The organism is Zhongshania sp. R06B22, from assembly GCF_040892595.1.
In the GTDB taxonomy this organism is placed as follows: Bacteria; Pseudomonadota; Gammaproteobacteria; order Pseudomonadales; family Spongiibacteraceae; genus Spongiibacter; species Spongiibacter arctica.
On the sequence record NZ_JBFRYB010000001.1, the window covers coordinates 938619 to 953064 of the forward strand.

At 48.0% G+C, this 14446-nt stretch carries 13 protein-coding genes; 10 read left to right on the forward strand and 3 right to left on the reverse strand.

Features of this window, described 5'->3' with window-relative positions; genetic code table 11:
- Window positions 1-358: 358 nt before the first annotated feature.
- The 10 genes from AB4875_RS04265 (at window position 359) to AB4875_RS04310 (ending at window position 10207) form a co-directional block, all read left to right on the forward strand.
- Window positions 359-1042, forward strand: coding sequence for an AMP-binding protein (locus AB4875_RS04265; RefSeq protein WP_368374810.1), 684 nt, complete (start codon window positions 359-361; stop codon window positions 1040-1042).
- 402 nt (window positions 1043-1444) lie between these two features.
- Entirely contained in the window at window positions 1445-1666 is a 222-nt protein-coding gene (locus AB4875_RS04270; RefSeq protein ID WP_368374811.1) for an AMP-binding enzyme, read from the forward strand.
- Window positions 1667-1914: 248 nt separating this feature from the next.
- A complete protein-coding gene (locus tag AB4875_RS04275) occupies window positions 1915-3468 on the forward strand; it encodes a flavin-containing monooxygenase (protein ID WP_368374812.1) in 1554 nt (517 codons plus the stop codon).
- 20 nt (window positions 3469-3488) lie between these two features.
- Complete coding sequence (locus AB4875_RS04280; protein ID WP_368374813.1) at window positions 3489-4379, forward strand: short-chain dehydrogenase/reductase; 891 nt, start codon at window positions 3489-3491, stop codon at window positions 4377-4379.
- A 19-nt stretch (window positions 4380-4398) separates the two neighbouring features.
- A complete protein-coding gene (locus tag AB4875_RS04285) occupies window positions 4399-5247 on the forward strand; it encodes a metal-dependent hydrolase (protein WP_368374814.1) in 849 nt (282 codons plus the stop codon).
- Between the two features lie 39 nt (window positions 5248-5286).
- Entirely contained in the window at window positions 5287-7824 is a 2538-nt protein-coding gene (locus AB4875_RS04290; protein WP_368374815.1) for a TonB-dependent receptor, read from the forward strand.
- A 13-nt stretch (window positions 7825-7837) separates the two neighbouring features.
- On the forward strand, window positions 7838-8035 hold the full coding sequence (locus AB4875_RS04295; protein ID WP_368374816.1) for a hypothetical protein: 198 nt from the start codon (window positions 7838-7840) through the stop codon (window positions 8033-8035).
- 110 nt (window positions 8036-8145) lie between these two features.
- A complete protein-coding gene (locus AB4875_RS04300) occupies window positions 8146-8604 on the forward strand; it encodes a hotdog fold domain-containing protein (protein ID WP_368374817.1) in 459 nt (152 codons plus the stop codon).
- Between the two features lie 216 nt (window positions 8605-8820).
- On the forward strand, window positions 8821-9525 hold the full coding sequence (locus tag AB4875_RS04305) for a pirin family protein (RefSeq protein ID WP_368374818.1): 705 nt from the start codon (window positions 8821-8823) through the stop codon (window positions 9523-9525).
- Between the two features lie 97 nt (window positions 9526-9622).
- Window positions 9623-10207, forward strand: a complete 585-nt coding sequence (locus tag AB4875_RS04310; protein ID WP_368374819.1) for a nitroreductase family protein — start codon at window positions 9623-9625, stop codon at window positions 10205-10207.
- 110 nt (window positions 10208-10317) lie between these two features.
- Here AB4875_RS04310 and AB4875_RS04315 read toward each other — a convergent pair whose 3' ends face one another.
- The 3 genes from AB4875_RS04315 to AB4875_RS04325 all read right to left on the reverse strand — a co-directional run bounded on the left by AB4875_RS04315 (window position 10318) and on the right by AB4875_RS04325 (window position 14357).
- Complete coding sequence (locus AB4875_RS04315; protein ID WP_368374820.1) at window positions 10318-11502, reverse strand: hypothetical protein; 1185 nt, start codon at window positions 11500-11502, stop codon at window positions 10318-10320.
- A 260-nt stretch (window positions 11503-11762) separates the two neighbouring features.
- On the reverse strand, window positions 11763-12137 hold the full coding sequence (locus tag AB4875_RS04320) for a cupredoxin domain-containing protein (RefSeq protein ID WP_368374821.1): 375 nt from the start codon (window positions 12135-12137) through the stop codon (window positions 11763-11765).
- Window positions 12138-12140: 3 nt separating this feature from the next.
- Entirely contained in the window at window positions 12141-14357 is a 2217-nt protein-coding gene (locus tag AB4875_RS04325) for a peptidase M19 (protein WP_368374822.1), read from the reverse strand.
- Window positions 14358-14446: the final 89 nt, after the last annotated feature.

Consider the following 14446-nt stretch of genomic DNA (forward strand, 5'->3'; position numbering starts at 1 on the left):
TTTTACTCAGACTGCCTCTGCTCATAGTACAACATCATTGATATATATAGAGAAATTTATGATCGCTAAGGCGAATATTAGCTGAGTAATTCATTGAGATAGAATTTGCAGCTTATAATTTTGCATCTGCGCCGCCATGGAGGTCAATCGTTTAGGGACAGGCGCAATATGACTGCACACATCCCTCAATTAATATATCGAGCTGCGCAACTTCACTTAGATTGTCCTGCGCTTGAACTCCAAGGGCTAATAAGAACGTGGCAGCAGACCGGGTGTGTGCCGGTGGACTCCATAAAATCGGCGTAGCAGCGAATCAGAAGGTGGCTATTTTAGCCCTAAATAGCGCGTCGTATTTTGAATGCTTGTTTGCCGTTCCTGCAACCGGCGCACGGATCGTGCCGTTTATATACGTTGGGCAGTTGCCGAAATTGAATTTGCTATAAATGACTCTGAGAGTCAGACCTTGATTTTTGATCATACATTTTTGCCTGTGGTAGAAAAGATCCGCCAAGGTGGGGCAGGTATAGCTAATTATGTGTTTTTGGATGATGGAGGAGGCTGCCCGTCTTGGGCTATCTCCATGGAGAATTTACTCGGCTCATCAAAACCATACCTCGATTTAACTAGTAGTGATGAGAGCCTCGCCGGAATTTTCTATACCGGGGGTACAACTGGTCTTCCGAAGGGGGGTATGTTGCAACAAGCCGCTTTAACAAGCAGCGCCCTTTGCGTTGTTGCTGCTGTTGATGCTAATAGCGCTAGCGTTACGCTTCACGCTCCACCTATGTTCCATCTTGCAGATCTATTATCGTGTTTTGCGTATACGATGCTCGGTGCCAAACATGTGAAAGTCCCAATGTTTGAACCTCAGTCTGTGCTTACCTGCCATAAGCAGTGCCGGGTAACAGACTTGCTTTTAGTGCCCACAATGATTCAGTTACTCATGGATAACTCAGCCTTCAGAGAGCATGGTTTCTGTAAGGTCAATAATCTGCTTTATCGCGCTCCCCAATGCCAGAGGAGCTCTTATTTCGGATTTTAGGGCAGCACCCAAACGTAAGTTTAATCCAAGCGTTTAGTCAAACAGAGATGGCGCCAGTTATCAGTCTTCTTGTTGGAACAGACCACTCTCTGACGGCTGATAAAAACACTTACTACGGTCGGCTAGCCGCGCTGTACCTTCGGTCGGTGTTGTAATTTAAAGCGAGAACGTAGCTCTGCTTGAAGCTGGTCAAATCGGTGAAGTATCTGCTCGGGTCCTTGGGATTATGGCGGGCTATTGGCGTAGCTCCTCGGTTACGAAAGAGACCATCATAGATGGATGCTTGCATACCGGGGACGCCGCTTACATTGACGGGGATGGTACTTATTCATTGTTGATTGGATTAAGTGATGATTTTTACGGGTGGTGAAAATGTCTACTCGGTAGTAGTTTGAAAATGTAATGCCGATAATGCTAGGCGTCCAGCAAGTGGCAGTAATCGGTATTCCAGACTCCCTGTGGGGTGAGCGTGTACACGCCATCGTCGTGCTTGGTTCTAGCGCAAACTACACATCATCAGATCTTCTCGATCATTGTAAAAAACATATCGCAAGTTACAAATGTCCGAAATCCGTGGAATTTACCGATAAATCACTTCCTCTGTCCGGGCCGGTAAGTTTTTAAAGCATAAGTTACGTAACGTTTATATCGTTGGCGAGAAAGTTTGACATTGTCGATGATTTTTCAAAACGCGAATAAATGTTGAGTGGAGCGCCGAAACGCATTGATGGATAACAATTATATGCGGTAATTATAAATTTAACTTTTTGAATTTAAAGGTTTTTTATAGTTTAGGAAATGGCGAGTTTTTGGTGAGGAAAAAACTGAGTAGTCTGTATCTTCGATAATAACAAATTAGAAAGGTGTCTGTGTTGTTGAATGTTGAATCACTGGATAGTGGAGTAACTCATCTGGAACGGGATCCGATTGTGATCATCGGCGCTGGGTTTGGTGGGCTAGCAATGGCCAAACGTTTAATTGACCAAGGTATTGAAGACTTTCTTGTTTTTGAACGAGCCGATGAAGTCGGTGGTACCTGGCGTGATAACAATTATCCTGGTTGTGCATGTGATGTAGCCAGTAATCTGTACTCCTTTTCATTCGCGAAAAATCCTGATTGGACGCGCACCTATGGCAAGCAAAAGGAGATATTTGAATATCTTCGCGATGTCACAGAGAAGTTAAATCTACGTCAAAAAATTCGTTTTGGGCATGAGCTGCTGAGTGCCCGATGGGTTGAAGAGCGACTGGCGTGGTGTATTGAAACCCCCGTTGGTCACTTCTATGCTCGAGCGTTGATAACTGCTACCGGTCCTTTCGGAAGTCCAGTAATCCCAGTGTTGGAAGGACAAGACTTATTTGGTGGGAGCTACTTTCACAGCTTTAATTGGGATCACGATTACGACTTTAGCGGCAAGCGAGTGGCCGTTATTGGTACGGGCGCGACAGCCGCGCAGATTGTTCCGGAACTGCAAAAGAATGCAAAAAAAGTCAATGTCTTTCAGCGCACGCCAACGTGGATACTACCCCGGCTCGATTCCGAAACAAGCGCATTCAAGCGTGGAATATACAGGCGTATTCCGGTATTACAAAAGCTGGTTAGGGGCGTTTGGTATTCAGCCTATGAGGGTATTGTTGGCCTTCCCCAGTATGTTCATCCCATTTTTCTTGGTGGCTTTGAGGCGCTCGGGCGTTGGCATATTCGCCGCAATATTGATTGCTATGAATTACGATCGAAACTAACACCGGACTTTCGATTTAATTGTAAGCGGACTCTACTGAGTAATGCTTACTACTCATCGCTAAACGAACCAAATGTTGAGCTAATTACTGACGGCGTGGCCCGATTCTATGAAGACTGTATTGAGACAAATGAGGGCGATAAAATCGATGCTGATGTGGTGATATATGCAACTGGATTTGAAGTGCCCAACGATCAATTTAAACGCATATTTGGCTGTGATGGAAAAAGTCTGTCGTCGGTATTTAAAGACGATATGAGCGGTGCTTACCTTGGTACCTCAGTAAGTCGTTTCCCAAATATGTTCACGATGCTTGGCCCATTCTCGGCAGCAGGAAATCAATCAGCCATTTATATGTTGGAGTCTCAGGCTGAATACATAGCTATGGTGATGGCGGAGCTTGATAGAGACGAGATTGCCAGCATTGATGTGAAGCCTGCAGCACAGGCTCGATTTGTTGCTGATGTTCATAAAAAGAGCCAGCGAGTGAGTTGGGTTGCCGGAGGATGCAAGAGTTATTACCAGGATCAGAATGGCCAAAACCTGGGCTTATGGCCAGACTGGAGCTTCCGATATCGGCGGGCTTTGTCGTCATTTAGGCGTCAAGATTTTAATTGTGTGTACCGGAGTAATACGAAAGTAGCGCCTACCCAATACACACAGTCATCAAGTTCTGTGTGCTAGAGACAGGGGAGGTTTGATTTATGTATCGACTTCAAAACAAGACGGTTTTCATTACCGGGGCCGCACGAGGACTAGGCGCTTCAATAGCACGTAGGCTTCATCAGCTAGGTGCTAATGTAGCGTTAATTGGTTTAGAGCTGGAGTATATGGAAGCGACTTGCGCCGATCTGGGAAGCTGCTGTATTGCCATCGAGGCTGATGTCACTGATGCCCAATCCTTAGTTAATGCTGCCGAGGAGGTCAAACGCCGTTTAGGGCCGATTGATATCGCAGTAATGAACGCGGGAATACTGCATATCGGCAATTTCGATTGCGCTGATAGCGCAGGATTCGACCGAACTCTCACCGTAAATTTGCATGGCGTAATAAATAGCATCAGAGCTGTTTTACCACAGATCGTCAGCCAGCGTGGATACATTCTTAATGTCGCTTCAGTGGCAGCGGTAATAAACGGCCCCTTGGTTGGTGCCTACGCTGTAGCGAAAGCTGGGGTGGATGCATTGAGTAATAGTTTGCGTATTGAGCTCGCTCGCAAGGGCGTTTCAGTTGGGTGTGCGTATTTCGGTGCAATTGATACTGATCTTGTTCATGGATCAAGACAACATCCCGCCATGGCAAAGATGGAGGCGTCCTTGCCGAATTTTCTCGGTGCTGAGATTAGTGTCCATAAAGCTGTAGCGGTGATCGAAAATGCCATAACCAAGCGCTCGAGCCGAGTTTGGGCGCCAAACTGGATCTCTCTGATTTATGCATTTCGTGGTGTGTTGCAACCTATTGTGGAGTGGCGATATTCGGGTGGTAAGGATTTAGCTGAGGCATTAGATATCGCCGATAGTGAAGAGCAAAAAGGTGACCGTCATCAAAATTTTAAGCTTGGTGAGGCGGTAAATATATTGGTAGATAAGGCATAGTATTTTGATGGAGAGCGATATGACTGTACATAAAATAAAACCTCGCAGAATGGATTTTCAACTTGTTGGAGACGTCGATAGAGACTGGCTGGCAAATAATCCTTTCCTTACGCATTTTTTTACAGGTTTTGCTGCGCAATTCCCAGAGGGGGAGCGCTTTATGATTGATGCGGTTAAGCACTACCGCAATCAACTTGACAAACACTCTGCACTTAGCGATGAGGTCTCAGGGTTTATCGGCCAGGAAGCTCATCACGCGAATGCCCATGATCAACTGAATGACTTTCTGGCCGCACAAGGTGCGCCCACCGCGGCAATTGATAAGCAGACGAAATGGGCTATCAATGTTATTCGGAAAATTTTCGGGCCAAAACAGCAGTTGGCGATGACCGCCGGTTTGGAGCATTTTACGTCGATGTTTGGTACTGCGGTACTACGCCATCCAGAGATCGCGGAGTCAGTGCATCTGAAGATTCGTCCAATGTTTGTTTGGCATGCAATCGAAGAAGTTGAACATAACACCGTTGCTTACGACGTATATCAAAAACTTGATGGCAGCTACGCGCGTCGAATTACTATGTATCTTGTTTCAACTCTACTACTTATTAGCTTCATATTGCTTTCGCAATTGCGTCTGACCATTAATGATCCGCGTGCCTTGGCACCTTCATCTTTATGGGGAGGTTTAAAGTGGATGTTTGGGTTTGGTAAGAATGCTGGGTATATCAGGCGTATGACGCCGGAATTTCTGCAATATTTCAAGCCTAGCTTTCATCCCGCAAGTGATGAAAAGCAAGTGATGCTGGAAACCTGGCATAGTGAGATGGCGTCTTTGGAAGAAAATTTTTTGTTTAAGCGTACTGCATAATACGCGCTTAAAAATAATAACTACTTAAATGTGAATATGATGAATTCTAAATTAGAAAATCTAAAATCTTTTCTACCCCTAGCATTAATTTCAATCCTCAATTCCCAGCAAGCGCTGTCAGCGGGGATGCTTGAAGAGGTCGTGGTTACGGCACAGCATCGCAGTGAAAGCATGGGGGATGTGCCGGTATCGGTAAGCGCGGTATCGGGTGACAAACTGTTTGAGGCGGGTATCACAAAATTAGAGGACCTCGCCGCGTATGTTCCCAATCTTAAAATGGCGGAAGGTGGACTTGGCACATTAATCTTCATTCGCGGGATTGGCTCAGGGGAGAACCAAGGCTTTGAGCAGTCAGTTGGCACCTACGTTGATGGTGTATATTACGGTCGCGCGCAGCTTGCCAGAGCGCCGTTTCTGGATTTGGCGCAGGTCGAAGTGCTAAGAGGGCCACAAAATATACTGTACGGTAAAAACAGTGTCGGTGGTGCTATTTCCGTTCGTACAGCTAGCCCGGGTCAGGATAGTGAATTGCTAGCTTCTTTGACCGTTGATCCTGAATATAACGAATATACAACAGACCTCGTTGTTTCGGGACCAGTAAGCGATAGCTTTGGGCTACGTTTTGCGGTAAGAGGCAGGCAGTCGGATGGTTATATGTTTAATCAAATTACAAATGAGCCCGAGCCACAAAGAGATGAGCTTACAACAAGAATTAAGGGCGTATGGGATGTTAATGACAACACTACACTGACGGTCAAGTTTGAACACGGTATTTTTGATGTAGTGGGGAGGCAGTTCGAGGTGATATCCGATGAACCGTCGCAGTCGGACATTTTTCTCTTTACCGGCAGAACTTATGGTGAAATTGTTAGTGATACTAATGTAGGCCTACCGATTGGAAATACCACTTACGGCTTAGCACTTGATGAGCATCCTTCCGTGCGTGACCACTCTCCGGACTATAGAACATCTCGCCAAGAAGATTACAGCAATAACAAAACATACAATGTTACTGGTCAGTTAGATTGGGGCGGGGCTGATGGAGGTTCATATAATCTTATTTTTGCCCATATGATGTACAAGTATGATGAGCTTTGCGACTGTGATTACACTGGTGCCGATCTTCTTAAAGCCGAATTCAATGAAGAATATCAACAAACCAGTTTAGAGTTTCGATGGTTATCTGATTTGGGGGGTAAGTGGGAATATATTAGCGGCGCATACGCTCAATATAGTGAGGTGGACTTTAATGATAGCGTTATTGTCCCTAGTGATTTAGCTCCTCAGCTAATAAATGCTGCTGATATACTCGAATTAGGGGGTCGAGGTGATATTGACCCTGGTCTTTCCAATCTACTAGACCCAAGAGAAATTCTCGGGGTGGGGGATGCAGGCAACCAATTGGTAGGGTTTTCCGCGCCTAGAACTTTCCTCTCTGAATCCATTATTGCCTCTGCCTTTCTACAGGCGACTTGGGTCATGAGCGATTACTCACGGCTCATTTTTGGTGGACGATATACCTGGGAGTCAAAGATGGGGGCTCGTAGATTTGATTTTGCCGGTCCAGATGGAAGTATTCTGCCTATTGGCGAGATTGATACCGTCGCAGCGATTAGCTTCGCGGGCGAGCGACACGATTTAACTGGCGACCGCACAGAGGTGCAATTTGCGCCGTCATTAAAGTACCAATACTACCCTAGCGATGAGGTTATGGTGTACGCCAGCTGGGCCCGCGGTTTTAAATCTGGTGGTTATGACGCTAGATCGAACTCGAGCCCAGATCCTGGCTTAACGCCACTTAATCCGAATGTATTCGGTTGTACTGATGGCGGTGTTTTAGATGGCTGTAACCAAATATCGCTAGCCGGTAGCTTTGAGTATGACCGGGAAGCAGCCGATAGCATCGAACTTGGTAGTAAATCTAGCTTCCTTGGTGGCGCTGCAGAGCTAAATATGGCGTTGTTTTATACTAATTTTCGTGACTTACAAGTCTCTATTTTTGATGGCACCCTCGGATTCAATGTTGGCAATGCAGCGAGTGCAATATCCTATGGTTTGGAGTTGGACGGGCGGATAGCGCTAAGTAGTCACTGGCTCCTTGCTGCCGGTATGTCGATAATGTCATTTGAGTATGAAGATCATAAAAGTGGGACATGTATTCAGGGGCAAGCACCAGATGTTGAAGGTTCACCTAACTGTGATTACTCCGGAAAGACGGGGCAGTTTGTCGCCGACTACTCAGGCAATATCACGCTTGGATATGAATCTGAGTTAACCGAAAACTTACTGTTCAGAGGTAATATCGACGTAATATTCAGTGGCTCTTATAATCCGTCACCGAATCTTGATCCGCGGGTTGAACAAGACGCATACATTGCGCTTAATGGCCGGCTGAGCGTAGCGACAATCGACAATATGTGGGATCTGGCACTGGTCGGTAAGAACCTGGCTGACGAGCGCATCTATCTATATGCTAACGATACCCCATTGGTGAATACCATTACTGAGGGCATCTCACATATTGCCGTAGTCGGTCCACGTCGTAGCGTTAGTATGCAAGCGACCTACAGGTTCTAGACATGCGGATCTTATGGAAGATATAGCGCCATTCATCATGCCTTTTGTGGTGGTATTTGTAGACTGGGCGACAAATGTTGTTGGACTGCAAATGATGTTTTATCCCGTAAGGTGGCGGGGAGTGTGGTCCTGCCGGTGTGATCCTAACCGATATTGCAGCGGTATTATTGCTGTTGCTAGCGCTGAGCGGCGTCTGGGTGTGGGTGAGTAAGCCGGGTCGCTGGCGATAATTGACCGCGGGTGTCGTGAACCTGGATTTTATAGTCAATGGTTTACGGCTAGCGCCGTGCTAGTGTTCCCTCACTATTTAGAGGGCCGACCATGAATCCGACATTAAAACTTTGGCGCAAACTTTCCGCCTATCCCGCCGGCAAGCAAATATTCTCTAAAGGGGTCTGCCTTAAAGCACCTTACTTCGCTACGATTAAACCGGTTTTTGAAGAGCTGGAAACTGGCTACGCCGTGGTGAGAATTAAAGAGCGGCGCTCATTACACAATCATATTCGGAGCGTTCACGCGATTGCCATGTGCAATTTGGCTGAGGTTGCCGCTGGTGTTGTTAGCGAGGCCTCAATGCCCTCGGGTATGCGTTGGATTCCGGCAGGCATGACGGTGCGCTATCTGGGTTCAGCAAAAGGCGTACTTCGCGGCTATGCAACAATGCGAGAAATTGTCCCCGGTGAGAAAGGCATCGTCCCCGTTAAAGTTGAAGTCAAAAATGCGCTTGGCACTGTAGTTTTTGATGCAGAAATATCCATGCATATTTCGCCTAAAAAATAATCGCCGCAGTCTCCCTGATAAATAATGCGGTGCTCACGGTCTCGCGGGGCGGTGATGCCGCCGCGTTTTAAATCTCATCTCATTTCAGTGTCGCTCTGCTCACCCTTGGCTTATGTTCGTCCTTAAAAAAAGCGATACTCTAGGCTTTACTCAAGCTTAGGGTTTGCCCGCGCTTTCCGTTTCGGCGGAACTTGCCGCGATGTTAAGGAGGACAATATGCACTACTTCAGATCAGCAGGGCAGCGCGGCCATGCGAGTTTTGGCTGGCTAGACAGTCATCATAGCTTTTCCTTTGGTAGTTACTACGATCCCGAGCATATGGGCGTGTCTGTGCTGCGGGTGATTAATGATGATACCGTGGTCGAGGGCGCTGGCTTTGATACCCATGGGCATCGCGACATGGAGATTATCTCCTATGTCCTAGAGGGTAGTGTCGCCCATGTTGATAGCATGGGCCACCGACGCACTGTTTCCTCTGGCGAGGTTCAGCGCATGAGTGCCGGTAGCGGTGTTACTCATTCTGAGTTCAATGCATCGGCGACGGAGAAATTACGTTTCTTGCAGATATGGCTGCGGCCTAATGTTAAGGGTATAAAACCTGAGTATGAGCAGGCGCGCATACCACAAAGTAAGACCTTAACGCTTTTGGTAAGCCACGATGGTCGCGACGGCTCCTTAATGATGCATCAAGATGCTTCGATATATCGCCTGCGTTTGCAGCAGAATGAAGGCTCGCCAATATTGTTGAGTGAGGGGCGGGTTGGGTATTTACATGTCGTGTCTGGCGGCGCCGAACTCGATGATAGCGTGTTATCGGCCGGTGATGGTCTCGGCGTTTACCAAGCAAGAGAGCTTGAGATTATAGCCAAGAGTGATAACTTTGAGGCACTGTGGTTTGACCTGCCGCCAGAGGAAAAATAGTAATAATAAGGGTTTATCGCCTGAGAATAACTTCTCTGGCGCTGTGAAATAAAGCAGTAAGAGTGAAACTATTTTTACTTAATTGAGGAGTTGATGTATGTCTCATCCACCGTTAGGTCGCGACCCGAAAGAGGGTGTATCCGCACTATTTTATGAACGCTGGTCGCCGCGCGCATTTGCCAACGCGGCCCTAGATGACGCTGCGGTGGCCCGCTTGATCGATGCTGCTCGCTGGTCCCCATCCTGTTTTAATGCTCAGCCCTGGCGCTTTTATACCGCCAATGCGAGCAGCAATGCAGACCGTTTTGGCGAATTCCTTAATTTACTATTGGAAGGCAATCAGTCCTGGGCGAAAGACGCCTCTGTTCTTGGCTTTCTTGTTGGCAAAAAACACTTTGAACATAACGGCAAGCCCAATGCGAGTTATGCACTAGATTGCGGTGCCGCGTGGATGGCGATGACCTTGCAAGCGCGCCAAGAAGGTTTATATACCCACGGTATGGCGGGTATAAAACACGCTGACATTTTGGAACACCTTGGCTTAGATGCCGAGCAATATGAAGCGGTTATGGGCTTTGCGATAGGCAAAAAAGGCGAAGCTTCCCAGCTTGACGAAGGCATGCAAGACAAAGAATTTCCATCGCCGCGTAAGCCTTTAGATGAAATTTGGCTAGACAAATAAAAGTCGATTTAGAGAGTTTGCGACTTCAAATAGTCGGGCATCTAGACTGATGCTCGATTCTCCTCGCGCTGGTGTTCTGAATTATATTTGTTAGGTGTCCGCTAAGGTATTTAACCTTGTAAAGGCTGAGCCAGAATCCAAAGACCAGCGCCGGTAAAAATTACCATCAGTATAAGCATGGGCAATTGACTAATACTCGCCTGTCTTTGGTTTGGAAAACTGCGCAGTGCTTCGGCGTGAGCCAAATAAACACTGGCAACGTGACCAATTAAAATCAGCCAGACCTGACTATTCCAAATCAAACCCATGTCAGGAAGGATGGGCAGCCTGCCGCTAATAGCCGTGCCAAATAAATCCCAACCCCAGCCAAAGGGGTCTGAGAATAAACCCCGAATCTTCACCCCTTGGCTTAGCACCAGCGTGTAGTAATGCGTAATGTGGTAAACCAAGGCAATCGGCAGCAGGCTATACCCAAAACGCAGCGATAATTCGGTCACGCTTAGATCGCTTCGCGTTAGGCGTTTCCCTAGCCATAAAAAGAATAAAAACAAGCTCAAATAAATAAAAGGTGATAGCAGCAAACACAGCGTCTCAAAGCCGATATACCAGGGGCGCAGGGTAATGTAAGCGTGCAGTGGGTGTTGGCCGAGTAAGGGCTCGATAATGTTTAGCGGATCTCGCCAGAAAATATTAAACCACAAACTGGTTTCACGGAGGCCGTCATAGGCGGTAGACGACAGCATAAATAATAAAAAGATTAGCAGGCTGCGGTGCTCTATTCGCTCATGTAGTAAGCCACTGAACGGGAAGCGCAGGGTAATTTCAAATCGATTTTCGGCCGTAGTTTGATAGTGAAGGGGTGACATTTTGGCGATAAGCCTAAACATCACCGAGAATAACTCGCCATAGTGAAACCACGCCTTGCTGCCGACCAAATACACCGCCAGCATATTAATTGCGCTGTAAGTGATTAAAATCATGGATAGAGAAAACGGTCGCGTATTGCCAAACAGCTCAAGAGTAATAAACCCCATATATAAAATAACGGCTGGCCAGTAAGCAAATTGGGCGGGGTAGGTGTAGCGGCCACGGCTGAAATTTTTGGAGGTGGAGCAGACCACTTTCCAGGGATTGAGGTAGTCATACCAGTTGCCAAAAATGGCGCTGAGGTAGCTGGCACCCAAGGCAAAGCTAATCCAGAAAAAAGTCATATTAAAATTGCGATAAGGGTCTTGATTGCCAATCAGGCCGCTAATAATGGCGAGGCAAAAACACAATAGTAGACTGGCTTTCATGATGCTTGCCAGCCTAAGTCTGCGGGCAATTTCCCTTAGGCGGGGGCTGCCAATTGTAATTTGTCTGGAGGCTCGATTTGCGTGTTCTGCGCTGTAGAAAAAAACCAGAACTAAAAAAGACAAAATAAGCGCCGCCATGGCCCCGTAGATATACATCCAGTAGGGCATGGGTAGTTTATAGGGCTCGCCGAATGAGTGCGCAAAGCAGTTGTTCGATAGCGCGAGGGTGGCGAATAAGACGAGGTGAAATTTACTCCGCATCAGCGCGGATAGACTTCAATAGCGCCAAGCTGCATTTCGGTATCGTGTACCTCAAGGGCGAATCGGCCCGCCTGAGTGGCGTCAAATTTAACTTGCTGGGTTACGTCCGCGTTTAAGACGATGTGCATATCTACGCCATGAATATGAACGGCGGCGTCGCTATCGCTCATAAAGTTGAGTTGTGCCGTGTCGCCAATCTTAAGTTGAATCACTTGTGGATCAGGGATGCTGCCGCTTTGAATAGTGAAGTAAAACTCTTTGGCCTCGGCTACCGCGCCGCTGTTTGGCAGCGACCCGGAATCTGGCTTCATCACCAGCCAAAGGCCGGTGAGAAGCAGTATTGCGCAAGTTAAAAATAGAAGCTTTTGGCGCATGGCTTAGTTTCCGTTGCGGTTGTAGGCGCGCTCCCACATTTGTACATAGCCTTCAGCAGAATTGTACAAAGCGTCGAGTGCTTCTTTGCCGCCTTCGAGTCTAACCTCTTCGACAAAGTCGGCAACCAAACCGTAGTGAGACATACCGGTTTCGTCAATATGCCAGTACTTGCCACTTTCCGGGATCACTAACATATCGACAGTGACGGGTTTGAAGTTGGCAAATTGCGGCCCCCAGTCGTCGCCGCTAAATAGCGTGATGGGATATTGAACTGGTTCTGAGTCGCCGCCGCGGGGGCCGGGATGGCCGCCAAAGCCATTAGCATCAGCGCCGTAACCCAGTGCTAAGGGTTGTTGGGCATCGGTGATGCCGGCTTTGCTGCGCCAGAATTTTAATTTTGCCAAAAATTCTTTGTGCTTTATGCCGTTGCCTTTATAGGGGTAAACCGTGCCGCCGTTTTTCAACATGCGTACCACTTGGTCGCTGGTTAAACCGCCGTGGGCATCATGAGATGAGGCCAAGGGGTAGGCCGGTGTTTGCTCGTCGGCAATGTCTAGCATAATGTCTTTGCTGTGGTAGGCGGCGTGGTCAATATCAATCACCATGCCGCGTGCCATTAAGGCGCGCAGAGCGTATTCGCCCAAGTCGGTTACTGTGCGCTCATTGCAGCGCTTGCCCTCAGGATAAAGCGGTGTAAGGCCAGCGGTGGCTTCAAAGAGAGCTTGAGATATTGGATCGCTACCGCTGCCTGGAATGGCGGTGGTCATCTCTGTGCCGGGGGTCCGAACCGAGGGTTCATCTACTGGGTAGTCTCGACACTCGGTGGTTTTAAAGAAGGCTTTGGTGTCTAGGAAGTTGAGCAGGTTCATGGTGTCGCCATTAAATATACCGGCGCCGCCCAAGGAAGTATTTATGTCGTGGAAGGGGTAGACGTGACGAACGCCAAGATCCCATAGGCGCTGTATTTCACTGTCTATTTGCGCTTGGTCACAATTGGCCTGCTCAGTTCCACCCGGTAATACGGTCATGCCGCAGTCAAAGACTTGCGCAACCTCTACACCAAGCACGACGGCCATTTTGCCATCGTTAATAACTTCGCGCGCTTCTTGTGGGCTTTTAACAATGCGGTACCAGCCTTTGCCAGGCCCGCCACTTTGGGCGTCTACATAATCTTGCACGTCATAGAGGTATTCAACCTGCTTTACGGCCACGCTCATGTCGTTGCAGTCGGCGCCAGGATTGCCAGAAATCGTTTTACCCACATCGCACAGTGCTTTGATATTGGTGCCGTGGTTGACCATCAGGCGCAGGCCAGATAAGTAGGCACGCTCTACCCATTTGTAGTACATAACCTGGTGGGTTAAATAGTCTCTGCGCGGCCAGCCTACAAACGTCGGCCAACCTTCAGTTTCGTGGGTGTCGGTGGGGTTGAGGCTAATAACATTATTGCCGTCCCTAATCCCGTTCGGACCGTGAAAGTCTTCACAGTTTTCCAGCGCGTGATCAACACCAAAGCGGTTAATGACTTCGCCGTACAGCACGCCGCCGGCTGAGGGGCCGACATTGCCGGCGTAAGACATCTCACTGGACATGCCCATATGAGTGTGAACATCTGCAAAGCCAACAATGGGTTTGTCGACGCCGTTGCCTTTAAAGGTTTCGGTAGAAACGCCTGTGGGCATTTCAGGGTAGCTAGTGCAATTGCGGCGTGGCGCAAACTTAAATTTTGAATTGGGGCCGCTGGTCTCGGGGCCAGCAATTAGCAGCCCGCTATCATCAAGCTGCATTGTTTGTGATGTGCTGTCCGACACAATGGTAAAGCTGCCACCGCCGGGCACTAAATCAATGGTCCAAATAGCGGCATCACTGGCGATGCTCTCTGCGCTTACTGCGCCATCGCCAGCGGTCAGTAGCTTTTGGTCAGCAGTGTAAAACAGATATTTTCCTAAAGTAGCCGGTTGCATGAAGAGAGCATCGCCCGCGCTAGCTGAACTGGCGCTGCTGGTAAAGCTGCCATCTGTGCCCGCGACAAGATATTTATTTGTTTGCGCCGATTGCAATGCATAGCAGTTATTGGCCATGTCGAATCTGGTGACCGGGGTTTCGGTGCTTGGTGGGTTGTTGTCTTGGCCCCCTCGTGAACTAGAGGAGCTGGACCCGCCACAGCCGGTGACTAAGGCGCTGGATAAGAGAGCTAGAATCAATAGACGAGTATTCATAAGTTCTTCCGTGAGTCAGGGGTCACGCTCGCAAACAATGCCTTATTGCAGGGAATATGGCGATTTGGGCAGTCAATGATGTATTTATT